At 38.9% G+C, this 24,657-nt stretch carries 40 protein-coding genes; 9 read left to right on the top strand and 31 right to left on the bottom strand.

The genetic code is table 11. From position 1 onward, the window contains the following. Nucleotides 1-21 precede the first annotated feature (21 nt). Genes QZ289_RS07730 through QZ289_RS07800 form a run of 15 tightly spaced genes read right to left on the bottom strand, consistent with a single transcriptional unit; the run spans nt 22 to nt 6,596 of the window. Nucleotides 22-993 carry a hypothetical protein gene (locus QZ289_RS07730; protein ID WP_295701261.1) on the bottom strand — a complete coding sequence of 324 codons (972 nt, stop codon included), beginning with the start codon at nt 991-993 and terminating at the stop codon, nt 22-24. After that, the gene (locus QZ289_RS07735) at nt 993-1,199 is read right to left on the bottom strand and encodes a hypothetical protein (protein WP_295701263.1); all 207 of its coding nucleotides are present in this window, start codon (nt 1,197-1,199) and stop codon (nt 993-995) included. The genes QZ289_RS07730 and QZ289_RS07735 overlap by 1 nt, the downstream gene beginning before the upstream one ends. A 47-nt stretch (nt 1,200-1,246) precedes the next feature. Then, entirely contained in the window at nt 1,247-1,552 is a 306-nt protein-coding gene (locus QZ289_RS07740) for a hypothetical protein (RefSeq protein WP_289686058.1), read from the bottom strand. Between the two features lie 10 nt (nt 1,553-1,562). Beyond that, nucleotides 1,563-2,222 (bottom strand): hypothetical protein, encoded by a 660-nt coding sequence (locus QZ289_RS07745; RefSeq protein WP_295701267.1) that lies wholly within the window; start codon nt 2,220-2,222, stop codon nt 1,563-1,565. A 14-nt stretch (nt 2,223-2,236) separates the two neighbouring features. After that, the gene (locus QZ289_RS07750; protein WP_295701268.1) at nt 2,237-2,827 is read right to left on the bottom strand and encodes a DUF5675 family protein; all 591 of its coding nucleotides are present in this window, start codon (nt 2,825-2,827) and stop codon (nt 2,237-2,239) included. Continuing rightward, nucleotides 2,828-2,965 carry a hypothetical protein gene (locus QZ289_RS07755; RefSeq protein ID WP_295701271.1) on the bottom strand — a complete coding sequence of 46 codons (138 nt, stop codon included), beginning with the start codon at nt 2,963-2,965 and terminating at the stop codon, nt 2,828-2,830. Then, the gene (locus QZ289_RS07760) at nt 2,958-3,293 is read right to left on the bottom strand and encodes a phage holin family protein (protein WP_295701273.1); all 336 of its coding nucleotides are present in this window, start codon (nt 3,291-3,293) and stop codon (nt 2,958-2,960) included. The genes QZ289_RS07755 and QZ289_RS07760 overlap by 8 nt, the downstream gene beginning before the upstream one ends. Beyond that, nucleotides 3,290-3,496, bottom strand: coding sequence for a hypothetical protein (locus QZ289_RS07765; RefSeq protein ID WP_295701275.1), 207 nt, complete (start codon nt 3,494-3,496; stop codon nt 3,290-3,292). Before QZ289_RS07765 ends, QZ289_RS07760 begins: the two co-directional genes overlap by 4 nt. After that, nucleotides 3,493-3,717: a hypothetical protein gene (locus QZ289_RS07770; RefSeq protein WP_295701277.1), complete on the bottom strand. Its 225-nt coding sequence runs from the start codon at nt 3,715-3,717 to the stop codon at nt 3,493-3,495. Before QZ289_RS07770 ends, QZ289_RS07765 begins: the two co-directional genes overlap by 4 nt. After that, entirely contained in the window at nt 3,683-4,021 is a 339-nt protein-coding gene (locus tag QZ289_RS07775; RefSeq protein WP_295701280.1) for a hypothetical protein, read from the bottom strand. Before QZ289_RS07775 ends, QZ289_RS07770 begins: the two co-directional genes overlap by 35 nt. Then, nucleotides 4,018-4,386 carry a hypothetical protein gene (locus QZ289_RS07780; RefSeq protein ID WP_295701283.1) on the bottom strand — a complete coding sequence of 123 codons (369 nt, stop codon included), beginning with the start codon at nt 4,384-4,386 and terminating at the stop codon, nt 4,018-4,020. Before QZ289_RS07780 ends, QZ289_RS07775 begins: the two co-directional genes overlap by 4 nt. Next, nucleotides 4,380-4,700, bottom strand: a complete 321-nt coding sequence (locus QZ289_RS07785) for a hypothetical protein (protein WP_295701286.1) — start codon at nt 4,698-4,700, stop codon at nt 4,380-4,382. Before QZ289_RS07785 ends, QZ289_RS07780 begins: the two co-directional genes overlap by 7 nt. Further along, nucleotides 4,700-4,897, bottom strand: coding sequence for a hypothetical protein (locus QZ289_RS07790; protein WP_295701288.1), 198 nt, complete (start codon nt 4,895-4,897; stop codon nt 4,700-4,702). Before QZ289_RS07790 ends, QZ289_RS07785 begins: the two co-directional genes overlap by 1 nt. A gap of 14 nt (nt 4,898-4,911) precedes the next feature. Beyond that, nucleotides 4,912-5,787, bottom strand: a complete 876-nt coding sequence (locus QZ289_RS07795; protein ID WP_295701291.1) for a Mu-like prophage major head subunit gpT family protein — start codon at nt 5,785-5,787, stop codon at nt 4,912-4,914. A gap of 14 nt (nt 5,788-5,801) precedes the next feature. Continuing rightward, complete coding sequence (locus QZ289_RS07800) at nt 5,802-6,596, bottom strand: phage protease (RefSeq protein WP_295701293.1); 795 nt, start codon at nt 6,594-6,596, stop codon at nt 5,802-5,804. A gap of 208 nt (nt 6,597-6,804) precedes the next feature. Between QZ289_RS07800 and QZ289_RS07805 the strand changes: the two genes are divergently transcribed. The 5 genes from QZ289_RS07805 (at nt 6,805) to QZ289_RS07825 (ending at nt 12,016) form a co-directional block, all read left to right on the top strand. After that, nucleotides 6,805-7,293, top strand: a complete 489-nt coding sequence (locus QZ289_RS07805; protein WP_295701297.1) for a DUF1804 family protein — start codon at nt 6,805-6,807, stop codon at nt 7,291-7,293. Between the two features lie 79 nt (nt 7,294-7,372). Beyond that, nucleotides 7,373-9,037: a hypothetical protein gene (locus tag QZ289_RS07810; RefSeq protein ID WP_295701301.1), complete on the top strand. Its 1,665-nt coding sequence runs from the start codon at nt 7,373-7,375 to the stop codon at nt 9,035-9,037. Next, nucleotides 9,038-9,958: a hypothetical protein gene (locus tag QZ289_RS07815; protein ID WP_295701303.1), complete on the top strand. Its 921-nt coding sequence runs from the start codon at nt 9,038-9,040 to the stop codon at nt 9,956-9,958. Between the two features lie 18 nt (nt 9,959-9,976). Continuing rightward, nucleotides 9,977-11,452: a hypothetical protein gene (locus QZ289_RS07820; RefSeq protein WP_295701305.1), complete on the top strand. Its 1,476-nt coding sequence runs from the start codon at nt 9,977-9,979 to the stop codon at nt 11,450-11,452. 9 nt (nt 11,453-11,461) lie between these two features. Beyond that, nucleotides 11,462-12,016: a hypothetical protein gene (locus QZ289_RS07825; protein WP_295701308.1), complete on the top strand. Its 555-nt coding sequence runs from the start codon at nt 11,462-11,464 to the stop codon at nt 12,014-12,016. Between the two features lie 25 nt (nt 12,017-12,041). On the opposite strand, the gene QZ289_RS07830 is transcribed toward QZ289_RS07825, so the two are convergent. After that, nucleotides 12,042-12,260, bottom strand: coding sequence for a hypothetical protein (locus tag QZ289_RS07830; RefSeq protein ID WP_295701311.1), 219 nt, complete (start codon nt 12,258-12,260; stop codon nt 12,042-12,044). A gap of 373 nt (nt 12,261-12,633) precedes the next feature. Between QZ289_RS07830 and QZ289_RS07835 the strand changes: the two genes are divergently transcribed. The 3 genes from QZ289_RS07835 (at nt 12,634) to QZ289_RS07845 (ending at nt 14,057) form a co-directional block, all read left to right on the top strand. Beyond that, a complete protein-coding gene (locus tag QZ289_RS07835) occupies nt 12,634-13,266 on the top strand; it encodes a BRO family protein (RefSeq protein WP_295701314.1) in 633 nt (210 codons plus the stop codon). Further along, nucleotides 13,253-13,474 carry a hypothetical protein gene (locus QZ289_RS07840; RefSeq protein ID WP_295701317.1) on the top strand — a complete coding sequence of 74 codons (222 nt, stop codon included), beginning with the start codon at nt 13,253-13,255 and terminating at the stop codon, nt 13,472-13,474. The genes QZ289_RS07835 and QZ289_RS07840 overlap by 14 nt, the downstream gene beginning before the upstream one ends. A gap of 205 nt (nt 13,475-13,679) precedes the next feature. Further along, a complete protein-coding gene (locus tag QZ289_RS07845) occupies nt 13,680-14,057 on the top strand; it encodes a hypothetical protein (RefSeq protein WP_295701319.1) in 378 nt (125 codons plus the stop codon). Nucleotides 14,058-14,526: 469 nt separating this feature from the next. Here the strand turns inward: QZ289_RS07845 and QZ289_RS07850 are convergent, their stop codons facing one another. From QZ289_RS07850 to QZ289_RS07915, 14 genes are all read right to left on the bottom strand, one after another. Further along, the gene (locus QZ289_RS07850) at nt 14,527-14,901 is read right to left on the bottom strand and encodes an ASCH domain-containing protein (RefSeq protein WP_290456755.1); all 375 of its coding nucleotides are present in this window, start codon (nt 14,899-14,901) and stop codon (nt 14,527-14,529) included. After that, nucleotides 14,879-15,250, bottom strand: a complete 372-nt coding sequence (locus tag QZ289_RS07855; RefSeq protein ID WP_290456756.1) for a hypothetical protein — start codon at nt 15,248-15,250, stop codon at nt 14,879-14,881. The genes QZ289_RS07850 and QZ289_RS07855 overlap by 23 nt, the downstream gene beginning before the upstream one ends. Continuing rightward, entirely contained in the window at nt 15,247-15,939 is a 693-nt protein-coding gene (locus tag QZ289_RS07860) for a hypothetical protein (protein WP_295701321.1), read from the bottom strand. The genes QZ289_RS07855 and QZ289_RS07860 overlap by 4 nt, the downstream gene beginning before the upstream one ends. Nucleotides 15,940-15,986: 47 nt before the next feature. Beyond that, complete coding sequence (locus tag QZ289_RS07865) at nt 15,987-16,238, bottom strand: Mor transcription activator family protein (protein ID WP_295701324.1); 252 nt, start codon at nt 16,236-16,238, stop codon at nt 15,987-15,989. Continuing rightward, nucleotides 16,238-16,645, bottom strand: coding sequence for a phage protein GemA/Gp16 family protein (locus QZ289_RS07870; protein ID WP_295701326.1), 408 nt, complete (start codon nt 16,643-16,645; stop codon nt 16,238-16,240). Before QZ289_RS07870 ends, QZ289_RS07865 begins: the two co-directional genes overlap by 1 nt. Further along, on the bottom strand, nt 16,632-17,618 hold the full coding sequence (locus QZ289_RS07875; protein ID WP_295701329.1) for an AAA family ATPase: 987 nt from the start codon (nt 17,616-17,618) through the stop codon (nt 16,632-16,634). The genes QZ289_RS07870 and QZ289_RS07875 overlap by 14 nt, the downstream gene beginning before the upstream one ends. Beyond that, nucleotides 17,618-18,103 (bottom strand): hypothetical protein, encoded by a 486-nt coding sequence (locus QZ289_RS07880; protein ID WP_295701331.1) that lies wholly within the window; start codon nt 18,101-18,103, stop codon nt 17,618-17,620. The genes QZ289_RS07875 and QZ289_RS07880 overlap by 1 nt, the downstream gene beginning before the upstream one ends. Nucleotides 18,104-18,173: 70 nt before the next feature. Next, a complete protein-coding gene (locus QZ289_RS07885) occupies nt 18,174-18,659 on the bottom strand; it encodes a host-nuclease inhibitor Gam family protein (RefSeq protein WP_295701333.1) in 486 nt (161 codons plus the stop codon). 118 nt (nt 18,660-18,777) lie between these two features. Continuing rightward, nucleotides 18,778-19,113 (bottom strand): DUF4406 domain-containing protein, encoded by a 336-nt coding sequence (locus QZ289_RS07890; RefSeq protein WP_295701335.1) that lies wholly within the window; start codon nt 19,111-19,113, stop codon nt 18,778-18,780. Beyond that, entirely contained in the window at nt 19,113-19,274 is a 162-nt protein-coding gene (locus tag QZ289_RS07895) for a hypothetical protein (protein ID WP_295701337.1), read from the bottom strand. Before QZ289_RS07895 ends, QZ289_RS07890 begins: the two co-directional genes overlap by 1 nt. Further along, nucleotides 19,261-19,467, bottom strand: coding sequence for a hypothetical protein (locus QZ289_RS07900; protein WP_295701339.1), 207 nt, complete (start codon nt 19,465-19,467; stop codon nt 19,261-19,263). The genes QZ289_RS07895 and QZ289_RS07900 overlap by 14 nt, the downstream gene beginning before the upstream one ends. Nucleotides 19,468-19,476: 9 nt before the next feature. Continuing rightward, on the bottom strand, nt 19,477-20,355 hold the full coding sequence (locus QZ289_RS07905; protein ID WP_295701342.1) for an AAA family ATPase: 879 nt from the start codon (nt 20,353-20,355) through the stop codon (nt 19,477-19,479). Nucleotides 20,356-20,697: 342 nt separating this feature from the next. Further along, the gene (locus QZ289_RS07910; protein ID WP_295701345.1) at nt 20,698-22,872 is read right to left on the bottom strand and encodes a transposase family protein; all 2,175 of its coding nucleotides are present in this window, start codon (nt 22,870-22,872) and stop codon (nt 20,698-20,700) included. Between the two features lie 14 nt (nt 22,873-22,886). After that, nucleotides 22,887-23,075: a hypothetical protein gene (locus QZ289_RS07915; protein ID WP_295701347.1), complete on the bottom strand. Its 189-nt coding sequence runs from the start codon at nt 23,073-23,075 to the stop codon at nt 22,887-22,889. A 297-nt stretch (nt 23,076-23,372) separates the two neighbouring features. On the opposite strand from QZ289_RS07915, the gene QZ289_RS07920 reads away from it, so the two are divergent. After that, complete coding sequence (locus QZ289_RS07920; protein ID WP_295701350.1) at nt 23,373-24,041, top strand: LexA family transcriptional regulator; 669 nt, start codon at nt 23,373-23,375, stop codon at nt 24,039-24,041. 274 nt (nt 24,042-24,315) lie between these two features. On the opposite strand, the gene QZ289_RS07925 is transcribed toward QZ289_RS07920, so the two are convergent. Then, nucleotides 24,316-24,561, bottom strand: a complete 246-nt coding sequence (locus QZ289_RS07925; protein ID WP_295701351.1) for an RNA-binding protein — start codon at nt 24,559-24,561, stop codon at nt 24,316-24,318. Nucleotides 24,562-24,657: the final 96 nt, after the last annotated feature.

Genomic DNA, 24,657 nt, shown 5'->3' on the forward strand with positions numbered 1-24,657 from the left:
CCAAAAGCCTCTGCTAAGTCATTAATGGCTGCTACAATAGTATCTCTTTACCATCATTCCAGCCTCAAAAACAGCACTTACAAGTGTGCTTATAATATCAAGTATGCCTTGAAACACGCTAACAATCGTGTCTTTATGTGTGCTTAAAAACTGCGTGAGTGAGGCAAGAGATTGCTTCATAGAATCAAAAAATGGCGCAATAGCACTTTGCTTAATATCATCAAAGGTGGAATTAAGCTTTGCCATACTTACAGCATAGCTATTAGCACTAAATGCAGCACTTTCACTAAGCGGTCCTAACTTCTCCATAATGAGTTCATAGAGTTTGCCCTCTTGTTTTGCTTTACTCATCTCCTCTGTGCTAAGCCCCATAGCACTCACAAATCGCCCAAAATCTGTGGCAGTGTTTGCTATGCCACTTCCTAAAGAATCTAGTGTTACCTTTAGAGAATCCACACTCACACCGCTGACATTAGCTGCTGCGGCAATAGCTTTCATTGCATTTTTTGCTTGCTCTAAACTCATAGAGCTACCTGCAGTAGAATAAAATCCCTTAAACATATCGCTCATATCGCTCACAGAGTAGCCAAGCTCTAGCCCTGAAATCTTTAAATCATCAACAACCTGTTTTGATTGTTTGAGGGCAATCTGCCATTTTTCTTGGGCATTTAGCATCTTGCCTGTGGTTGTAGCATTTTCGTGGTTAATAGAAATAAGTGAGGCGATGGAATTATTTAGCTGTTCATATTGAGCATTAAGTGCAATAGCTTCTTTAATGGGTGTAACAAACACATCTTTGAGGATACTTAAGCCTTGTGCAGCAAGCCCTAAAGCACCTAAGCCCAAAGTCGTCTTGCCAATGCTAGAGCCAAAGGATTTGCTCTCTTTGTTTGCGTGGGCGAGATTTTCCTGCGTGCTTTTAAGCTCTTTATTCGCGCTTGTTAGCTCACCCTTTTTGACATTAAAGATAATCTCTGCAATGACTTTTGACATTATGTTTCCATCTCCGCAATCATTTCTTTATAAAGGCTTAGAATCTCTAGCGCATCGAGTTGATATTTAAGCGCAAAGTCTTTGAGTATGGCATAGTTAATGCTCTTTATTAGCTCAAAGCCCCCTATATTAAACTCTAGTGCGAGGTTAAACCCAAAGGCGAGCAGCTGCTCTTCTAAGTCCTCTAGCTCTATGGGCAAAGGCACACTTTTACTATCCTTGCTTAAAAATGCTTTTTCCTTTGCCCAGCGGATTAGTTTTTTCTTTTTGCGCCTTTAATGGCTCTAAATTGTTCGTTTATCGCGGTGTAAAAGTCTGCTAATGAGCCATTCTCAAGCAAATCTACGATAAACTCATCTTTTTTCTCACCCTTGATATTCTCGCTTAAATGCTTTTTAGTAAGCTCAAAGCCTTTGAGTGTGTCTTTTTGGGATTCAAGCTCGGCGAGTTGGTTGGCATTACTCTCTAAAATCTCAAGTTCTATACTCTCTCCATTACTAAGCTGTGCTTGAATATTGATACTTGGACGTTCTACCTTAAATACAAAACTTTTATTCATTTTCTACTCCTTAATTAGATTCTGTCTCATTCACAACCTCTTGTGGCTCATCTGTTTGTAGATTTTCCTCACCCACTATCTCCTCTTGGGCTTCCTCTTTTGATTGTTGAATGTAGTGCGTATAGTAGCCCTCATCGGTTTTATTCGCACTGCCTTCAAAATCCATAGTTGCAAACTCTTCGCTCATCAAGGGCAAATCTCCGCTCATCTTGATATTTGCCTCATAAATCACGCCCACAACCTGCTTTGCTTGCACGGGTGTGCCGACAAAAGTAAGCTTTGCTTTAAGCAGCGGATTACTCCCTGCGTCAATTTTGACAAAGATACAAGCACAATCTGCTACCGCTCCACTTGGTAAAATCTCACCTTTCTTAAAAGCTACCTCTTTTATCTTAGAGCCCAAAGCTGCAGCGAGGTTAGCAGGAGAGAAACTATTGCACTTTATCTTAAGTGTATAACTCTCTTCAGTTACCACTTCTGCGATTTTTTGCTTTAGTCCTCCACTTCGTGTAAAAGCAGTCGCGGTTGTCGTATCACGCGTGAGGGTAATCTCTGTCGCACCCATATCAAACTTTTCCCCGCTTAAACTTCCATCTGTGTTGTAGGGCTCTATATACATCACGCCCCCGCTCAAAAATAAATTGTCCTTTTGTGTGTTGTTTATTGGCATTTTTTACTCCTTTATTATGCAATTTCTTTTGCTTCAAGCTCACAATTTTCTAAGCCGATTTTTTTACAGAGATTAAAAAACTCCAAAATTGCTTGTGTGCTACCACCGATTGTGCCTGTGCTATCATTTTTACTCTTACCTAGCAAAATGCAGCCTTCTGTATCCTGTGGGTAATTGCCTATGTGAATAAGAATGCTACGATTCCTAAAGCTAGGTAATTCTTTATCGCAAGTAAGCAAAATCGCAATGTAAGGGTGTGTTTGTTCTCCATTTGGAGTTTGCACCTTACGATAATATAGTCCTGTCTTTTTGAAATTCTCAAGCATGTAATCTTTATGATTTTTTGCAAGTGAAGCATTTTTGCCTATCTGCGCCCACTCTAATTGATATGTGCGTGGCATAATACGCTTATCTTGTTTTGGTGTATCAGTAGATTCACCGATATTCTCACAAGTAAAGCAACTCCATATCTCTTTTAAAGTGTCATTCTCTTGAATTTCATTCACACTAAATTTACCTAATGTAGAATCCTCGATTTTTGCGACATTTGGCTTTTTCACATCTTTGTGTTCGCTTAGTCGCTGAAGTATAATTTTGTATTTCATTTATTCTCCTTGTGATAAGATTTCTAAACTCTCAACAGCATCTTTGTAAGAATAGTATTGAGCGATATTCCCGCTTAAAGATACGACAAAGGCGACCAAAACAATAAAGCGGACAAGTTTATATGCGGTGCTATTCATTTTTGCCTCCTTTGCTCTCTTTATTGCCATTTTTAAAAGCAAGTAGCTCTTTTGCAAGATTAAGTGCCTTTTCAATTCCTAAAAATCCAAGTGCAGCAGCAATACCTACTCGCGCAAGGTAAGGCAAATCAGTAGCACTTAGAGTGGCATAGACAATCGCACACAAAAATGATGAAGTAACTACACTTTTCAAAGCAACCTTAAGCAAGTAGCGCATATCATTTGATGTATCTTCTCTTTGTTCCTCGTTAAAAAAGCTCACAATCCCCGCTAAGATACCAACAATAGCAATGGGTAAAAGCTCTAAATAATGTCCTGCTTCAATCATAGTATTACCTCCACTACACGCGCTACACTAAGTGCCACAGAGACGATAATCATCGCCCATAGGCTCTTATGCACGACAAACCAAAATCGCTTGTATGAAGGCGAAATATCGCAGTGATACTTGCCAATCAAAAACCAGCGAAAATAAAACCACAGCTCTTTAAGCTTGTTTTTACATTTTCTAAAGAAACTTCGTTTTGTCATTTTTCACCTCTGCACATTTTTAAATCCTGTTCCAAAGCTTGAGTGTAGGCAAATATAGCAATCACATCTTTATTTACCTTGCCACTGCGCTTTGGTCGCTCTCTTTTTGCTACTCCGCATTGTGTTGGGATTAACACCTCTGTTGTTCCTCTGTGTTTTAAGCCACAGCCACTAAAAAGTATGAGGCTAAGGAGAGGAAGAGTAAAAAATAGTAATCGCATTTTCTATCTCCTGTAATGTAATATGAGAATTTTCATCAGGCTTGAGATTACTCACAAAAGCAGTATCAGGCGTAGCTTTCTCATAAGCCTTTAAAAAATCCTCTTGTAAGCTTAGAGATTTTGCGTTATACACCTCTATAACTTCTTTTTGTAGGCTTAGAGCTTTGAGTGCTTCATTTTGCTTTTGCAATGAGCTTGAAAGCGCGGCATTCTCTACTTGCAAATCCACGATAAAGCTATAACTCTTAAAGCCCATAAAGCAAATGCCCACAAAGGCTAAAGCTAAGATAATCATTTTATTCATTGCTTCCTCCTTGTTTTAAGATTGAGTGTGATTTCATACACAAAAAGCCCATTTGTTTGCGTGAAAAGCCCCACTTTCTCCCAGCTCATAAGCGAAGCATTAACACAGCTTAGTGCATTTGCCCTGTGCTTAGAGCAAAGCTCTAAAATCTCTTCTATGCGTAAAAAAATGCTAGAGCCATCTTTGTTAAGAGAGTTTCCTGCCACATAGATTTTAAGCTCATACTCGCGGTAGCTCTCCTCTTTGCTCCTCATAGAGCTAAAAAGCAGATAGTTACCCTCTTGTGTGATTCTATCTTCGCTTAAAAGCAAGAGATTGCAGCTTTTAAAAAGTGTTAAAACCTCGTTTAATAGCGTTTTTAACAAAATTCACTCTCCCTGCTTTGTGCCGCATAACAAGCACTTGGGCTTTTTGCCCCCTTTTCATCAATAAAGGGCACGTTTTTTACGACTTCTAGTGCGTTTTTGAGTAAAAGCTCATCTTCGCCATTGAGCTCTATCTTGAGATAGATTTTAAGGCGAATATAGGCTATATCAATACGCGCAAAAGTAGGCACATCTTTGTTTTTGCAAATCTCATCGCTTTGAGCTAGTGCGATTTCTAACACTTGCCCTGTAATCTCGCTAGGATTATCAAGGCTTTGTGTCGCGCGAAATTTAAGATGTGCTAAAAGCTCCATTACTTTCCCTTTGACTTTTTTTGCTCTACTAAATCATCACGCTCACTCTCTTGCTCTTCCTCCACAGAAAGTAAAGAGGATACTTGAAGCTCTAAGGTTTCAATTCTCTTTTCAAAAGCACTTAGCCTCTCATCAATTTGTGTATTGAGCCCACCTTGCGCTTCACGCAAGGCTTTTGCATTTTCTCTATTTCCCATTTGTGCGCCTCCTTTTAGTGTTTAGATTTGAGAGCGAGTTGCCACATTCCATACCCTGCATTATCCTCTGTGCGGATTCCATATAAGAAGCTATCTCGCATAAAGACATTTTCATCTGTGGGTTTATCAAGCCCTGCAAACTCCACACTTCTATTGATTTGTAGCACGAGGGGCTTTAGGACTCGTGTTGTGTCAAAGAGATACCACGCACTTGCGTCAGTAAGCCTATCACACACGATGTAGTCGCACATTCCATAAGTGATGTTTGAAGAGCCATTACTCAAAGTTTGTGCTTTAAGAATCTTAATCGCTTCTACTTCAAGCTCTGGTGGGACTACAAGTAAGCTAGGGCGGATTCTCAAAGGATTGCCATATTCATTACTCACCCCTCGCATTTCCTGCCTTGCACTTAAGAAATTTGCTTGATTAAGTGCAAGAGATAGGGAATTACTAAAGGTTTGACTGCCTACTTCGTGGTCTGTTGCAAAGAAAGGTCTGCCATCATAACACGCGCTATTTGCCTCTAAAAGCCCAAAGACGATTTCGTCATAATGTTCACGCACAGATTCAGCCATTGCTTGCACGCGAGGCTTGACAATGCCTAAACTATCATACTCAATCACATCTCGGCTCACTTCAATAGTGCTCTCCCATTTCTTACGCGTAATGGTGTAGGTATTTGCCTTAAGGTCTTTAAGTGTGCGCTCACCCGTCCATTCAATCATATTTGGAAAATCACCAATCCACGCATAATCAACGCTAATAGTGTTTGCTTTTACTTCTGTGGCAATTTTCTTATAATCCTCATTTTCGCTTTTTAAAGCATCGTTGAAAACCTTGCTTAGTCCTTTTGAGACTTGCTCCATATATGCAGTATCTAGTTTTGGCATTTTTTCTCCTTTAATTACAAATCAAGTTGGGCTTTGATATGCTCATCAATATCTAAGCCTTTTTTCTCATCAAAATCTACGCTCTTGTTTTTCAAAACGCTCTCACATTCAGCCTTGCATACTTCTAAGAAAGCACCTAAATTTTCTTTATTCATCGCAAGTGCAGCTTCTTTACGCGCAGGGAGCATAGAGGAGTTTTTAATCGCTTCATTGATAAGCTTTTCTTTTTGCTCTTGTTCCTCTTTGCTTTTTTGTTCTTGTGCCTCTTGTATCTGTGCTTCTAGTGCTTTGATTCGCGCCTCTAGTGCCTTATTTTCTTCCTTTGCCTTTGCAAGCTCATCTTGCAAGGCTTTTGCTTGCTCATTCATTCTCTCTCCTTGTAGGGTTTGCTCATTATTTAAGGCAGTGAGCGAAGAAAGATTAGGGCGATTGACAAGCCCAATAGAGACAATATCTACAACCTCTCCTTGTGCGTTTTTTAAATACGCAGGGGAGATATAGCGATAGACTTTGTCTTCTACAAGAGACTTGCCTATGGAGTTTAGCTCTAAATCCGCATAGATTCCATCTTCTCTTGCTTCAAAAGAATCTAGGGGAAACCAGCCGAGTGCTTCTTTATCTTGATGGTCTTTATCAAGCATAATGTCGCAACCCTTAAGCTTTAGTCTCTCTAGCACAAGCGCAGCATTGAGGCTAAACTCTCTCCCATCAATGCCACTAAAAGAGCCACAAGGCGAGATTTTCACTTTCTCTTTTGTGTCCTTTTGTGCTTGTGCGCTTTGAAGCTCCAAAAACACTACATCTTTCATTCTCCACTCTCCTCACTTGTTTTAACCTCACTCGCGTGAGTAAATCCCGCTTCGTTCCTAAAACCCTGCGGGGGCACTCATTTGTTTGAGTGTTGGCATTCTAGAGTTCTTTCACGCATTGTTTTGGTGAAGTTTTCACAAAAACAATGCACGTAGGCTTGGTTTAATGCTAACCCAAAAAGGCTTAAGTAAAAAAAGGATTTTAAGAGTGAAGAACATAAGAGAACAAATAAAAGAGCGATACATTCAAGGTATGGATATTGTAGATATTTGCACGAGCCTTAACATCACCCGCGCAGGATTCTACTACCACAAAAACGCGGATTTAAAAAAAGGCATTAATTGGGATAATCTCCTTTTAGAATCTAAGCGAGATATTAGTTCCATAAGAGACAAAGAGGCGGTGTTTATCGCCACGCTTATTGCGAGCTTTGAAGAATTTATGCAAAAAAGCAAAGAGAATGGATTAAGCCCTGAGGCACTCGATAAGCTTCATCAATACGCGCAGACTTATTGGAGGCTCAAAGCCCCAAAGAATGATGAATTTTCACTCAAATCTAAACTCATTGCCACTGCGCGCGATACGATTAATGAAATCGCAAATATCGCCCTCAAAGAAAATAATGAGATTGTGGCGGATTTTTTAGCAAAAAATGCAGATACGATTATAAATAAGGTTTTTAAGGATAAAAATTGAAAAGTAATATCTACCAATACCCTTTAAGCTTTAAAACGATTTTAAACGCATTTAAACGCAATTTAAAAGGTATTATGTGATGAATGATTTAGCTATAAAAGAACTTAAAAGCTTCCTGCAGTATCTACCTATCCTTAATGATAAGGAACGTAATAAACGAATAGCGCGCGCAAAGAGTGATTTTACTTACTTCGTGCATACTTATTTGGGACATCACATTGGACTTCAAAACGAGTGTCCAAAGCACGGGCATTTGCACGAAGTGGGATTTACTCCCACGAGTGAGGTTAAAATAAATGAGTGCCCCCCGCAGGGCTTTAGGAGCAAGGGCAATTCACTTGCCCGAAGCGAGATTAAAACAAATGAGACTTCAGTCTTTAGAAATTGGGTATATGAGGAGCTACCACATATCAAGGATAATAAACTTATCATCAAAGCCTATCGTGGCGCAGCCAAAACTACGCTTATCTCTCGGCTTTTTGTGCTATGGCAGATTTTAGGAGGAAACAAACGATATGCCATTATCATTAGCTCCACACTAGATTTAGCCAAAGAAGGTATAGACCTTATAAAAACCGAGCTAGAAGATAATGCTAATCTCAAATGCGACTTTAACATCACACCTTTTAATGTATGGAGCGCGGAAGAGATAAGCTTTGAAGTCAATACATTGCCTTGCAAGATTAAGAGCTTTGGTGCGGGTAAAAAGATACGCGGGACAAATTTTTTAAGCATACGCCCTGACCTTATCGTATGTGATGATATTGAAAATGATGAGAACATACAGAGTAAGACCCAGCGTGATAAGCTCTATAGTTGGTTTAATAAAGCGATTTTAAAGCTTCCCTCACGCACAAACGCAAGTTATCAAATCCTACTTGTAGGCACGACCTTGCACTATGATAGCCTATTGCAAAGAATGCAAAAGCGCGATGATTTTAAGAGCTTTAACTTCCCGCTTTTAATCAAAATGCCAAGCAACCTTGAGGAGCTTACACGCGAAAATCTTAGCAGCTTTAAACCCAAAGGCTACAAGCTTGATGATAAGCGCGCAAATATCACAGAGATTCTAAGTGACTACTTGCAAGATTGCTCAAGCTTTTACTCCGAGTTTCAAAATCTCCCGCTTGATAAGGAGAATGCGCCTCTTAGCACTTATAGCACCTATGATGTGCTACCTCAAGGCATAGATTCTATAACCATAGGCATAGACCCAAGTATGGGTAAGGCAAGAGGAGATTACTTTGGGCTTGGCGCGATATTTTATGTAAAGAGCCAAAAGAAGCTTTATGCCACAGCAAATGGCTATAAAATCACACCCGATAAGATGATAGATAAGATTATCGCTTACTATTTAAAACTTAGCAAAATTACGCCCACTATCACAATCGCGTGTGAAGAAATAGCTTTCCAAGAGTTTTTTAAAAACACACTTAAAGAGAGAATGCGCTCACTCAGGCAATTTGTGCCAATTATTGGGATTCGCAATGCCGCGCATAAAAATGTGCGCCTTGATGCCCTATCTCCACTACTTTCTCAAGAGGATATGCGTATTGATACAAACGCACTGCTTCTAAGAGAGGAGCTTGATACTTACCCCAAATGCGCACACGATGACTTGCTTGATAGCATAGATATTGCGCTTCAAGCCTTTAATAAAGGCGTAAAGACAAATTACAAAGCCATAAACAAGGCACAAAAAGAATACAAGAGCCTATTTCAACACGCAAGGGAGATTTTTTAAATGCAAAAAATTACACCATTACCCACCCCGCCCACCACACACGATACACAAAGCTTTGATATAAGGGCTGATGCTTTTGTAGAAGCATTGCCACAATTTGGCGAAGAGCTTAATAGCTTTGCTTTACAAATAAATGAGCTCGGCACAAGCGTAGAGCAATCCCTTAGAGAGCTAGAACTTGAACTAAAAGAGAACCTAAAACAAGATAGGCAAGGCTTTAAAACAGAAGTAGAGAATGAAAAAAAGAATGCGATAAAAGAGATATTAGCACAGACCGCATTGCAAAGCGACCAATTCATAAATATAGCTCATCATATTCTCTTTACCCTAAGAGAGATAAAACACAAAAGGCAAAGAAAGCAAGAATGGCAAAATAGAATCGGGCAATACACACTCTTTTTTCGCTCCTCTTTGCCACAAGGTTATGTGGCAGCGGGGAGTATATTAAAAATAGACGAGTATCCCTTAGCTTATCTGTATTTTAAAAGCACGAGTAAAGGCTTACAAGAGAATTGCCCTAAAGGCTATTTTAGACTACCTAAGCCAAATATCTATGCTAAGGCTACAAACAATCCCTCCCTTGTAGGAGCTTTTGAGAGAGAGGGCTTACCAAATATCACAGGAGGAGTATATCGCATTGCCGAGACTTTTCACGATTATGGCTGGACAAGTGGGGCATTTGCTAAAGAAGGTGGTCATAACTCGGGTGGCACGCCAAAATCAGTTGATTGGAGCAACGCAGCAGCATTTAATTTCAATGCCTCGCGTTGCTCTGCTATCTATGGGCGCACAAATTCTGTGGAGGTTAATCATAATCTCCTCTTAGAGGGGTTTTATGTAGGGCAGAGGATTCCACCCCCCCCCCCCCGAGACACAAAGCGAGGGCAATTCATAGGTTTTGAGTGCGTGGGTGAAGGATAAAAATTCAAAGGAGTAAAAATGGGAAATATAGAAGAAATAACACTCTTACAAGAGATACAAGAAGAAGTGAGGGAAATAAGGCAAGTTTCTGGCTTTGATGCAGAGGTTAGAGCTTTAAACACTTTGAGCCAAAATCTCGCACAAGAGCTTAATAACATTGCAAAAGAGGCAAAAAAAGAGAATCTTATAAAAGAGAAACGACTTTTACAAGTGCATTTAAAACAAGCTCTAATGTATCAAGAGGTATATGTAGATAAAGATGGCAAAATAGTATCCTATGGCGATGTGTATATGCAAGGACTTTCTCAAAATAACACAGGAAGCGGTAGGACACATCTTGGCTCTTTTACACGCGTGGCTTTGCCTAGTGATATAGAGTTTGTAGAAGTATTTGGCGGACATACAACCTTTTATGCTTTGCCAAAAGAGGGGAACTTCCTCTATGTGTGGGGTGCAAATGTGGAGGGTTGTGCTGGAGCAGGACATACTCAAGTGATTCCTATGCCTGTGAGGGTAGAAATGCCTGCGCGTGTGGTAAAAATTTGCTGTGGGACTAGCGAGGTAGATAGCAAACAAAGTGCGGTAGCACTGCTTGAAAATGGGCTAGTATATGTGAGCGGGAGTAATTCCATAGGAGAGCTTGGCACAGGTAATACGCTTCCACTCTCTACTTTCACACAAAATCCCTATCTATCAAATATTGAGGATATTTCATTTGCGAGTAATGGCTATGCGGGGATAATGCAGTGCATTGATAGTGAGGGGGCTTTGTGGGTATGCGGACATAATACACAAGGTGCGTGTGGTAATGGCAATAACACACATATCACTATCCCCTTTAAGATTAGCTTTAACCAAAAAGTGAAATACGCAAGAGCGAGTATTAATAGATACTCAAATGTAGATTATAGCACTTGCTTACTTATCTTTGAGGACGGGAGTGTGCGTGGAGCAGGGTATGGAGGAGATAATAATCTCTCACAAGCTGCCACTGGTAATAGCAATATTTTTATCTCCTTGACTAACAATCAAGGCGAAATCTTAAGTCATATCATCAAAGTGTTTCCAGCAAGTATTTATGGAACTGCGTGTGCGCTTGATGAAAGCGGGAATCTCTATGTATGGGGTAAAGGAAGCTATGGCTATGGCAATGATATAGGAGGGAATAATCTCATTGCCCAAAAAGTCTTAGAAAATGTAGAATCTCTCGTGCATTGGGATAGAGCAAATACACGCATTATTGTTAAGCTTAAAAGTAGTGATAGTTTCTTGGGCTTTGGTTTTAATACCGATGGGAGTTTAGGCATTGGCACAAATGCAAACTCTAACATATTCACTCCCGTATATGTCCCAAGCAATGTGAGCGAGTTTGCCTTTATAGGATTTGGTGCAGGCGGGCATTTGGTGATGATAGCAAAAAATAAACTCTATGCCTGTGGCACTGCGAGCAATGGCTCTATTAAATACACCACACCTACACTACAAAAACAATAGGAGGATTCTATGCAAATTTATGAATTAAGCAAGGACAAGGTTTTACAAGTGAGCGGGAGCTTTGTTTATATCGGTGAGATTGATGGCAAACTCTATGTAAAGGGTGAAAATTTAAGTGAGCCCTTTATCTCTTCATCTTTACTGCAATCCTTACAAGATATGCTTAATGCAGAGCTTGAAGCTGCACGTAAAGAGAAGGAAAAGGAGCTTAATGCAAAATGTGATGAACTCCTTAAGAGCTTTACTAGCAACGCACTAGGGGAGAGCTACATATATGATATGAGTGTAGAAGACCAGCTTAACCTTATGGCTCTTGCCACATCAAAGGCAGATTCATATTTTAGGTGTCATAAAGTAGGAGAGCCAAAGGCAAATATCCCGCATACTTCTGCACAGCTTAAAAAAGTCTATGCTGATGGCATAAAATATAAGAGCGATACTATCTATGCTTGTGGGGTGCTTAAAGCATATCTCTTAACTTTGGAAGATATAGAGCAAATAAAGGCATTACAATGGGAGGATTATGAGCGTATCAAAGCACAAATGGAGCAAAGTGAGGAGTGAATCTTTGTTTGAATGTTCTTTAGAGTTATTTTTCATTTTTTAAATAAGGTTTTAAAGCTTTGGCGACATCGTCTAAGGTTTTGGCTTTAGCGTAATTTTCTAGCCACGAATCTACCCAACCCGCTACTTCATTGTTTTGTTTCCAATTTGTAACGCTTGTGTAGCTCATATTTACCGCATTGGCAAAATCTTTTTTATTTAAGCCCAGATTCTCTAATGCTTTATCAAACTCATCATAAGTCATTTTATTCCTTTAAATAATTTATTTGTGAATTATAGATAAAAATAAATAAAATATTTATAAAAACTTGACTTATCAAATAAATAATGTTATAATTATGACATAAAACAAATCAATAGTTTGTTTTAAATCCAAAAGAAAGGAGCAAAGATGAAAACTTTAGATTTTATGATTAAGCTCGCAGTTTTAATCTACATCATCTCTAAAATAATCCAAACTTGGATAACCTAAGAGAGGGGCAAAAGCCCCCTAGTTTTCATCTTGATGCTATTCTACCATAAAAGGAGTAAAAATGAGTGAAGTTTTAGAGGTTTTGGAAGTGGTATTGTTGGCATACATTGCCATTATGGTTACAAAGCAAAGAAAGGAGTAAGCTATGCAATTACAAATGTTTAAAAATGAAAACTTAGGACAAGTGCGAGTGTTAGGCAATAATGAAAATCCTTTGTTTTGCCTTAGGGACATTTGCGAGGTATTAGAACACACTAATTCTTCAAGAATGTTAGAAGCCATAAATGCAGAGTTTGGAAAGGGGGTAACTCAAAGTTACCCCCTTCAAACCAATGGTGGAATCCAACAAGCCACCTTCATTACCGAGCCTCAACTCTACTTCGTGCTAATGCGTAGTGATAAACCAAAAGCAAAGCCATTTCGCCAATGGGTAGTAAGTGTTGTCCTCCCTAGTATTAGAAAGCAAGGGTATTATGAGCATTCAAATGCTCTTATCAATGAATTGCGAGATTCTAATCTTTCAAAGGATAGGGCATTAAAAGAAAATGAATGCTTAAAAGATGAAATCATCGCCTTACAAAACAAGATTATAGTGTTCTATGAAAGCAAAGAGCGAGAAGTGCCTAAGCATTATAATACTTGGCTTAATAGCGAAGAAAAAAGTAAGATTTTAGAGCTTTTTGCCTCTGGCAAGAGTGTCTCTCAAATCCAAAAGATTCTCAAACGCTCTGAATATGCTGTGCGTAGTGTGATAGGAGGGAACAATGCAAGAAATTAAAAACAAAACTGATGTGCGAGACAGACTTTGTGATGTGCATCAAGAACTTAAAGGGATTGCTGCGGTGATGGATATGTGTGCGCATTCTTGCCAATATGGTGGAGTAGGTATGTGCCAAGAGCAGTTTTATTTTCTTAGCAATAGCCTAAATGTTTTGGTAGATAAACTTACTCAAGTGGAACAATATCTGAAAACGATTGCACCTTAGTAAGAGAACTCTATAAGGACTTTAGAATCATAGAGAGTAAAGAAGTGCGATACTCGCTGAATGTCAAAGTGAGAAAGAAAACAAGGGAGGTTATTGTGGTGAATTATTAAAGAAAAATACAAATAAGACGATATTACTCCCTTGCCCTCAATGCTTTTAGCAATAGCCTTAAGCTTTGAGGGTAAAATTAAAAAAAGGAACAAATATGCAATTAGTTCAAAAAAATAAAAGATATATAAAACTAAAAAACAAGAATAAAATGAGTGCTTTTGTATTAGAATTTGATAGTAAAAATCTTGAAGAAAGAGATGAGATAATGAGTGAAATTGAAAAAATGGTAAAAGATTATTGTGAAGAATACGAAGATGATATGGTTAAGTATAAATCCAAAGAAGATATGGCAAGCATTAGCACATGCGTTGTTATCGGTTATCCTTTGAATGAAAACATTAATTATCTTGAGCGAAATATACAAAGACAAGAGACAACTGATAAAATCAAAAGTATTGTGAAAGGCAAATCAACGATTTCCCCCATATTTTTTGAAGAGATTGACCCTAGAGATTACATTTTAAAATTTTAGTATTTTACCCTCACCTAGCCTATTTTAGGCATTGGTGTCCTTAAGAAACTCATCAATACCTCGCAATTTATCCACTAAAACCTTACAAGAAAACGCAAAGAAACTAAATCCCTCACTATCAATATTAACTCCATTACTTATAGCCCAACTACACAAATCCATTATCGTGTAAATCCCGAGCAAATGGCTAAAACTTTAAGAAACTGCTTTGGTTACATTGATTGTGCAAGTTGTGAAAATTGTCGCTATTGCAGTTGGTGTTTTTATTGCACAGATTCGGAGTTTTGCAAAAATAGTAATTATTGTAAAGGTTGTAAGAACTGCGATAGGTGTTCTTATTGTCAAGAGTGTGAATTTTGTCAAGGGTGCGCATATTGCCAACGATGTAATTTTATACAAGGATATACCGCCATTCTAAATAATATAATACCTATTATTCGCCCCATTTTTTAGTTTAAGAGATCTGTTTTTAATCTTTTAAATACCTAAAAGATTGCGGGGCTGTAAAATTGGTATATTCATTATAAGGGCATAGGGGCTCTTTGTATTTATTGATATTTTTGATTTTTATCGCATAGGCTACTTGCCTATCTTGAAAATATTGCATATAAAAAGATTTTTTAACGCCTGAGTGTCTCCTTGTCTTTTCCCAAACTTTTGCAGGATTGTCTTTGACAATTTCTCCTATTTCAAACTCCCCAATGATTTTCCCCACAGGCTTTGTAACATAAACTTGTATGCATTTAACTTTTTCTTTGAATATAACCTTGCGATATTCAAATCTTTTCTTGCCATTGAAAATAGCTTCGGCAAATTCAGGCTTAATGGATAATAATGCTTTCATTTACTTCTCCAGCCTTTAGAATTTGTTGGAATTCATCATCATTTAGAGATACAAATCCCCAATAAGGCTCACTTTCTCTTTTGACAATTCCTCTTAATGTATCCAATATAACTCTCTTTTTAAAGGAAATATTATAAGTCATTTTGATAATTTTTGGATATTTCCTACTTTTATAATATTGTTTTAATTCATCTTCAGTAAAAATATTGTGAGGCTTACAATATTTGATAAACTCCTCCTCTGTGAAACTACTAATATGCCTATACTCTTCTACTACACATAAAGAAGTAGCAACAGAGGAATAATTAGCATTAGAAGCTTTTTCGTCTTTTGTGCGGTAGATAATCAATAAATCGCCTTTTTTGAGATTCTCAATTCCTTGTATTTTTGTAATATAAACTTTGTGGATACTATTAGCCTCTGAAGAATCTTGAAGTATATTAAAATTTTCAGTTTTAAGCATTGAATCTGAAAACATTCCTGTATGATACTGCGGTAAATACCTAAAATATATTTACTGACATTTTTAGTATTTATTGAGGAGAAATCAAGACATATATCTCGTTGTATCTCTTTTGAAGTTGTTGCAATGTTTTTTATCAAGACGAGTTCATCACCTTTATTGCCCCATTGCTTAAACCCATATTGCTCTAGTAGACTGATTAATGCTTTGTGTTTTGAAAAGGCGGTTAAATAGAGGTTAAAGATATTTCTGGATATGGCAAAGTCAAACATTCTCTTAATGAGACGCTCGCCAAGTTTTGTCTTGTGTGGGACAACTTTAAAAGTCCCAACTTTTATCCAAGATTTAGCTAAATCTAAAGGCGGTGTGATGCCTGTGTTATCAACGGGATTTTCCTCTTTAAGATATAAAAAACAAACTAACTCATTTTTTTCGTAAAGAATATAGGCTTTTTCACCTTGCGAGGCTTTTTTATTATACCAATTATCAAAGCCTTGATAATCTTGCCTCAAAGAATCAAAAAAAGTATCTTGCAAATTAACTTTACTAAAGGATTCATATTGAATATTTGCCATTTTTACTCCGTTTGAGTTATGTGGAATTATACAATGATGTTTTTTAATCATTCCTTACTGTCTCCTTTTTCTTTTTTGCCCTCCCGCACAATCTCACGCACCTTTCTTTCACTTAGGTTATATTTATGCGTTAAAAAGGCAAAGTTATAGCCATTACACTCTTTGATGATACCTTCTCTCGCACTCGGGGAGACTTTGGGGATATAGATACTCACACCCCCATACTTTTTATAGATTTTTTCCCAACTCATACCATTTTTATAGCTTTCACAAATGTTTTCAAGCAAATTATCTTTCATTATCGCTCTCCTACTATCTTTTGTAAGCCTGTGATAACACAAGTAGCTTCACTCTTTGAAAGCGTATGTGGGAGCTTCAAATCGCCAATTTGTCGTTTGACAAACTTACAATAAGCCCCATCACCCCAGCCTAAGAGGGCAAGTAATGCGGCTATTTTTCGCTCCTGTGAGCCACTTATCATTTCACCCCTATGCTCTCTTTTTACAAAATCCCTATCGCTTATATGCCCATTAAAAATCCCAATTACCTCCCTTAGCTCCTCATCACAAAGAGCCTTACAGCTCTCTACGCCATAGCGCACAAGTAGCCAAGATTCCCACGCATTATTTTCTTTGATAGTCTTATATTGCGGGTGGGTGTGGATAATGCAAAGTAAGCTTTTACGATTAGCCTTAATTGTTTTCATATTCTGCTCCTCTATTATCCTTAACATCACAAGCCCCTATTTCACGCGGTGTTGTAAGTGTTGTAGGTGTTGTAATCAGATGATAAGTAAGGGCATTATTTTTCCCTTTTGGCAGACTTTCCCAAAATAAGCCCTCAAAGTGTTGCAGTGTCTCTCGTGCCCATTTATCGCCCTTTTCATAGCCACAGGCAAGGAGGAGCTGCGTTTTATTAGGACTAGAATGCTCTAGCACCGCCTTTGCTTTTAAAACAAAGTCTTTTTGCTTCTCGTTCATATTAGCGATTTTAGAATCTACCTCATTTAAGCTCAAATCCCGCACATCAATGCCAAAGCTCATATCTCTAATACCCGCTCTCTCTTTTTGCGCAATGAGCTTTACGCATACCTTTTGTGATTCACCCTCCAATCTCTCCAAGCGATACATCACATCGGTAGAATTGCGTATATGTGAGCTGCCCTTGAAATTCTTTCCATCTTTGTTAGAATGGTGCAAGGCTATGATAGTAGCTCCAGCCTCACGCAAATTCATCGCCACATCAAAGAGTGCCATTGCGCTTTTGTCATTATCAATATCCACAAAATTACGCAATGAATCAAATATAAACACATACCCCTCATATTTGCTTCCCAGTGCCTGCTCCTCAAGCGCACATAAAAGCTCAAAGGGCTTAATATTAAGCTTACAGCGATGAATATAAGCGATTTTAGGCTCATTTAAAAGCAAAGTATCATAGCCCCTATCCACAAGCATAGAGATGGGATTATCTAAATCCACATACACGATATGTCTCACGCTCTCACTCTTACAGAGCTTCTTGCAAATTGCCGCACTCAAATAGCTTTTACCATTGCCACCATCGGCATAAATGGTAGTAATCATCTTTTTAGGCAAAAAGTGCGGGATTAAAAACTCAAGTTTCTCGTGTAGATTTTCGCCCTTAAGGCTAAGATTATATATTAATTCTAAGCTCATCACGCCTCCTTAAAATTTTGTGATTTCTCTTGTGCTATACGCCTCTTGATAGCCTGTGCGAGATTCTCAAACTGCTTTGCAAAAATAGAATCTCTGTTATAGGTAAAATCTCCTGTGGAGCGTTCCTTATAAATTTGCGCTACCCTTTGTGGCTCTTTAAAGCTATTTTCTTGCTGTAGGCTTAAGAGCGCAGTAATATCTCTAAAGGTAATGCCCGCTTCTTTACACTGCTGCCTATGCTCTTTAAAGCTCTCTCGTAAGCGTTGCTTGATGTTTTCAAATTGAAAGGCAAACTCTTGTTTCGCGCTTGAATGTGAAAAATAAAATATGAGCTTATCTCCCCTCACAACCGCATATTTAAACTGCTTATCTAGGTGGTAGGGTGCAATGGCATACTTTGCCATCTTTTGTGTGAGCTGCCACGAAAATAGCTTATTCCAAAATATCATACTTTCACACGACATACCATATTTTATTTTTAACATTCAAATCCTTTTAAACCATTTTGCTAAAGAAACTTTGTTTTCAAACCCCCTTTAAAAAGGGGTTAAATCCTCATTTATTATTATTTAATGCCTCAATCTTAGGCTCAATGCGGAAATTATCTTTCACTACGCGCTTCAATCCAAGCTTGACTAATGAGCCTTCATCTAGCTCTGCCAAAGCCTCTTTATTTGGCTTCTCCTCATAAATGAGGCAATCCCTTAGCCCAAAGCTCTTAATCGCTGCAATTAAAGATTCTACCTTTGACTTCACGCGTGGGACATTTACCGACTTACTTAAGCGATAACCAATCGTGCCAAAGACTAGCTCTTTGCTTCTTTTGTCTGCAAAGTCCGCCTTATGGCTCTCACAAAAGCATTCTATCTCTGCGCGGATAAAGTTTGCCTCATTGCTTAAAGATTCTACTTTGGGCTTATACTCTTCTTTAATCTTATTGCAAGCAAGCGTTACCTCGCCCTCAATATGAGTGATTTTCACCTCTAATTCACATAGTCTTTTAAGTGCCTTATCTACACTCTCATAATCTTGTATTGCCATTTTTTACTCCTTAATTGGTTTAATGTCTTGCTTCGCAGGAAGTAAATTCCTGCTTCACGCCTAAAGGACGCACTTGATGATTTGCTAACGCAACTCATCAAGTGAGTTTCACAAGGTTTTACCTTGCTCCTTCATATATAATCATATTAAGCCTTGTAGCTAACTCTTTTTCAAGTATCATTCCTTGAGAATACTCATTGTATGGGCTTCTCACGATATAGATTGCATCACACTTTTTAAGCATCTCTAAACTCGCTCCTATCGCATAATCCCTTTGTGTGCGCTCATCATATACGCCTTCAAACACAAGCACAGGGGAGAGAGGGATATATCCCATATCTACTACTGCCTTGCAGCCATTAAGCGCAAGAGAGGTAATCGTGCTGAAAGCTTCTGCCTCATCTTTTATACTAGATAACACTGCCGCATAAGGGCTACTTACAAAAATCATCATTACCGCTCCTTTACCACATCAACGCATTTATAACCATTTATCGCCTCATTCACGCCTCCTTTGAGAAATATATACTCATTATTCACAAAGTAATGTGTGCTTAAATACCTTGCCTTGCGCCCATAAATATAAAAGGGCTTAAACAATTCAACCTTGCTCATTTTGCACCTCCTTTAGAATCTGCCACGAGCTATCAAGGAAATACAATACTCCATTGCACTCTATGCGGTAGTCATATTCTTGTGGAATGTGTTTCACTACGCCTTCGCCATACAGCCCTTTTACCTTGTCGCCATCTCTAAATTCTATCCCCACAGCATCAAAGCAGCCACATCTTGCTCTGTTATCTTTCATTTCATCTCCTTACAGAATAATCATACTTACCGCTTGAGCGATAATGTCTTTATCAAGTTTGACATTATGAAGTTCTGCAAGTCTGCACGCTCTTTTATAAAGCTTTACGCTTGAGCGAAAATTGCCCTTTGTATAGGCGTGTATGCCTTTTATAAAAACCTCATTTGTCTCCGCTTCGCTAAGCCCTTTCAAATGCCATTTGCCACCTATGCGTGAGTAGAGCTGTCGCAATTCACCATTTTTACCTATGAGATTCTTTAAGAGAATCTCCGTGCCAAAGAGGATAAGAGGGCAGGAGCTAAAATCCCAAATCCTGCGTAAATCCTCTAACGCCCTCACACTCAAATGTTCCGCCTCATCAATGAAAATCACCACATCGCGCCTTTTAAGCTCTTTGGCTATAAGGAGCACTTTTTCGTGCAGATTTCTCCCGCCGCTAATATGTGTGCGCTCGCATAGCTCATCTAAAATCACTCTAGCAGTGCTATGGAGTGTAGCTTCAATGAGAATCGCATTGGGGTGCAAGCACGCATAGTCTTTAGCAATCGTGCTTTTTCCGCTCCCTGCACAGCCTACGATAATGGCAATCTCTTTATCTCTCACCGCCTCATTGATGACAAAATCAGCCATTTGCTTATCGTGGCTTTCATAGACTTGCACATTTTCTTTTCTTGCGCCTCCTTTGTTTTTGTTTGCATAATCATCAAGGTAGAGCTTGATTTTGCGCCCTAGCTCTTTATTATTGCCCTTATACTCGCCCTTGCGAAAGGTAGAGATACTCGCGCTACTTACGCCAATAGCTCTACCCAAAGCCGCTTGAGAGATATTTTGCACTTTTAAAAATATCTCTAGCTCCTCACACACTTGATTTAAATCTACATTTTTCATATAATTTTCCTTTTCATTCATTTAATGTCTTGATACTTTGAGCGAAGCCCAAAGTATCGTAAAGGATACGCTTACAACCGCGCTATGCTTGGTTGTCATACGCACTTGTGCTTATCCACACTTGCAAGCGAGTTCTTAAGGTTCTCTCTTGCTTTGTAGCAAGTGATTTGCACGAAGTGCTAATCCATACTTGTAAAAATCTTACAAAAGGTAGCAAAGCCACCTTTTGCGCCTAAAGCTTGAGTTATGACTGCTTCGCATTCATCAACTCGTTTTCTAAGGTTAGGGCTTATTAGGAAGTGCTAATCCACACTTGCAACACCTGCAAAAAAGCCAACGCTTTTATTTTGCCTTTTTCAATACCGCTGCTTCCCAGCTCACATCTTTTATATTTTTTGTTTGTGTTTCATTTTTTACCTCCTTTGTGGTATCTAAAATTTCAGCGCCCACCGCATTTTTACGCGCCTCATCTAAGAGCTTTGCTTGATAGAGATTGCTATCATTAATGGCTTTGAGTGTGGGCATATGCGTTTTTGGCATTTTCTTGTGCGCTTGTAAAAGCATTTGTGGGAATTGTGCCTCGACTTCTGCGCGTGCCTCTTGCATTTTGCCCTTGCGCGCTTTAAGCTCTTTATAAAAGATTTTTTGCGCATTCCGCGCCATTTCCGCACTCATCTCCTCGCTATCAAGATTTGACGCTACGCCGATGAAGCGGTGCTGCTCGTCATACATAAAAAGCTCTTTGGTGTTATTGATATTTGCTGCCACAAATACACTTGTATGCGCGAACATAGCAGCACTTTGATACCACAGCCCACCATAAGCGATACCTTTTTTATTCACAGTGCGCCTCTCAAGCGGAGAAAGCTTAGAGCAAAGCTCATATTCGTGGATTCTCACTGCCTCATTTACACGCGCGTTATATGCCTCTGCGGGTGTAGAATCTAATCTCTGCAAATACGCATTATTCATCAAAGAATGCGTGTAGGCATCTATCATCTGCCCTAGCTCTTTAAGCGTGTGAAGATTGGTTTGATTGCTTTTTTGCCCTCTTTTCAGTCGCCTCTGTGCGCGAGAGAAGAAAAACTCAATGGCTTGTCTTTGGCTCACACTATGCCCGATATAGCCTTTAATCCATTCCATAAGGTGATTTTGCAAACGCGCAAAGTTGCGCTCCACATAGGGCTTACACCACCCAGCATACGCCTTAGAGCGTATATGCTCTATATCAAGGCGGGAGAGCACTTCTTTGATATACTTACTCACAAATGCGCTGCCGTTGTCGCTTTTAATGCACTTTGGTTTGCCATAGGTAGTGATGTATTTTGCAATGGCGCGAGAGACACCGAGCGCATTTTCGGTATCGCTTATATGGAAGCTACACACGCCACTATAAGTATCAATGAGTGAAATAAGCACAAATCGCTTTTGCCAAGATTCTATGTTCTCTACCTCAAGCCCTAGAGCGCGCGCTATCTCGCTTGTATCAATAATCGCATCAATGCTTGTGGCATCAATCTCTACAATTTGATTAATAGAATCCACTGCATAGTTGCTTTGCCCAAGTGCAGGGAGGAAATTCCCCACTGCCGCATCTTCGCCACGATAAATAATTTTTGCTTCTATGGGGTGGGCTTTTAAGTAAGCCTTGACATATCGCTCAAGCACACAATAGCTTATTACCTCGCTCCTTTTGGCTAAAAAATCCGCCAAATCCGCCTTGCCCACACTATCAAGGTGGATATGCAGCATTCTATGCAGTGAGGAGATATTTACCCTCCCACGACTTGCCAAAATAAGCTTGTTTGTGAGCTCCTCTAATCCAAGCTCTTTAATCTTGCTTTGCTCTTTTCTATTTTTACCTCGCTCATCAAGCAATAGCTCAAGTCCGCCTCTCTTATATGCCCTCTGCCACGCATAGAGCTTATTTTCGCTTAAAGCTATGGAGTATTGCCCACCTGCATTCAGCAGCGCGATAAAATCTTTTGCATTCACACCTTTTGTCTTATATACTTCCCATTCTTTGATAATGGATTTTTTCTCCAAAGCGAGATTCTTATCTTTTTGTGAAGCTTTGCTAAAAGCATCTAAAGCCCTCAACTGCCCATCATCATCTTTATTATCAAACATAGTCTTAGATTGTGCGCTTTGTATAAAGTGTGATGGACAGCTCAAGGCTTTTGCCTGCTCTTGTGCTAAAACGCTAGAAGTGCCTATTTTATGCTGTGTTGTCAGTGTTGTAGGTGTTGTAATCTTTTGCAAAGAAGCCTCTTGTGCTTTTATATAAGATTCCACAAACGCCTCTGCCTCTGCTTGTGTAGCAAAAGGCTCACTCCAAATGCGGAGGACTTTACCCCCACGACCTATACCATTTCCATAACTAAAAGGTAAAAATTTACCTTTATATAAGCAAAATTTTTTAGATAAAGAATCTGCCCTCTTTGCCGCCTTTAATATACCTTCAATATTGAATTTATGTAGAGTGGCAAACTCCCTGCTACTTACCCATTGTCCCATTTATACCACCTATGCTATTTAAATCCATCAGCCTCAAGCATTTCTTTCAGCTCCTTAGCTCTCCCACGCTTACCTTTTGTAAGTCCATAAGAAATTTGATTTAAAAGCCCTATGTCCTTTTCGCTTAAACCCTTAGACTTTGCCCAAGTGCGTAATTTCATACCTTTTGCTGCCATTACTGCACTCAAACTTTGTTTTTTCATTGCTTTGCCTCTTTGTTTATGTTATAATGCCGACCAACCCCCTGCAAAGCAGAGGGTAAGTTCGGTTATAGCTTAAGGCTAAGGGCTATTTCTAGCCCCCAAACCTTAAGGGTTACAACCAACTTTTTGAACTTCTTGACTTTCATCTTAAAGCTCCTAAAGTGGTATTCTACCCGCCCACCCAACCGATTTATTTATTTCTTATCCTTTGTTGGATAATATTTCTAAATAAATATATAGAATTATATGTAAAATTTTACCTTTTGTCAAGTAATTTATTACATAAAAGGAGAAAAAATGTTGGTTGGAGACAGAATTCGAGAGGCACGAATCGCAAAATCGCTGACAAGAAAAGATTTAGGGGATATGATGTCTGTTGCAGAAAAAACTATATATAATTATGAAACAAATAAACAAGCAGTTACACTTGACTTTTTGGAAAAGTTGAGTGATATTTTAGGGCTTGATTATGAATATTTTGTCCATAAGTCAAAGTCCATAAGTCTTAATGATGGTGTCCATAAGTTGTCCATAAGTCCCAAACCTACCGCTCAAATCAATACTGATATAGTTCAAATCCCTATTTATGATGATGTAGTCGCAAGTGCAGGAGGTGGCGTGATAAACGATGAGTATCCCGCACAAAGCGTAGGCATAGACAAAGGCTTTTTGCGCACACACTTTGGGCTTAGCTCATTTCTTGGGCTTTCTATTATCACTGCTAAAGGCGATTCTATGTCTCCTACAATCCCAGAGAATTGCCAACTCCTAGTCCAAAAGAGTGTGCCTAAAGAGGGGCAGATATGTGTAGTGCGTATTGATGATGAGCTCTATGTTAAACGCTTACAAAAGCTCCCCAAATACCGCCTTATAAGTGATAACAAGAGCTATGAAAATATAGAGCTAGAGGGGCGAGAATATGACATTGTCGGTGTGGTTGTGGGGTTTTTTAAACGAATGATTTAAGGGCGTTTAAAAGCGCATTTAATCGCATTGTAAAAGGTGTGTCAAGTAAATGTAAAGTAGATGTATAGTTTTTGTAAAGTAAATGTAAAGTTTTGTTGAGTATTTTGTCAAGTTTTGTAAAGTATTTGAGCGCACTTTGATTTTTCAAATATCCCTCATATTCTCGCACTTTGCTTTATTTGATTATTTTCTCTCTCACTTTGATTCCTGACAAAACTATACAACTACGCGGTGGCGATAGCCACAACAGTGTAGTAATAATAGCCCAAAAGGCTTATTGTCGTGGGCGGGCTTCATTCACGCGGAGATTGCGTCCGCGGAAGTCCTTTTCATTCAGCGCGTCAATGGCTTTGAGCGCGTCCTCATCATTCATTTCTACAAATCCAAATCCCTTGGGTTTGCCACTCTCTCTATCATTAATAAGTTTGACAGAAAAAACTTCCCCAAATGGAGCAAATAGCTCCTTTAACTCATCACGAGTAACCGCATATACTAAGTTTCCTACATAAAGTGTTTTCAAAGGCACTCCTAAAGTAAAATATCAACTCCCCCATTTTTTAAAGGTGTCCTTTGTATGCTATGATTTATTTACTTACAAGATTCTTAAAATAGGCTT

The organism is uncultured Helicobacter sp., assembly GCF_910577135.1.
GTDB classification, from domain to species: domain Bacteria; phylum Campylobacterota; class Campylobacteria; order Campylobacterales; family Helicobacteraceae; genus Helicobacter_C; species Helicobacter_C mastomyrinus.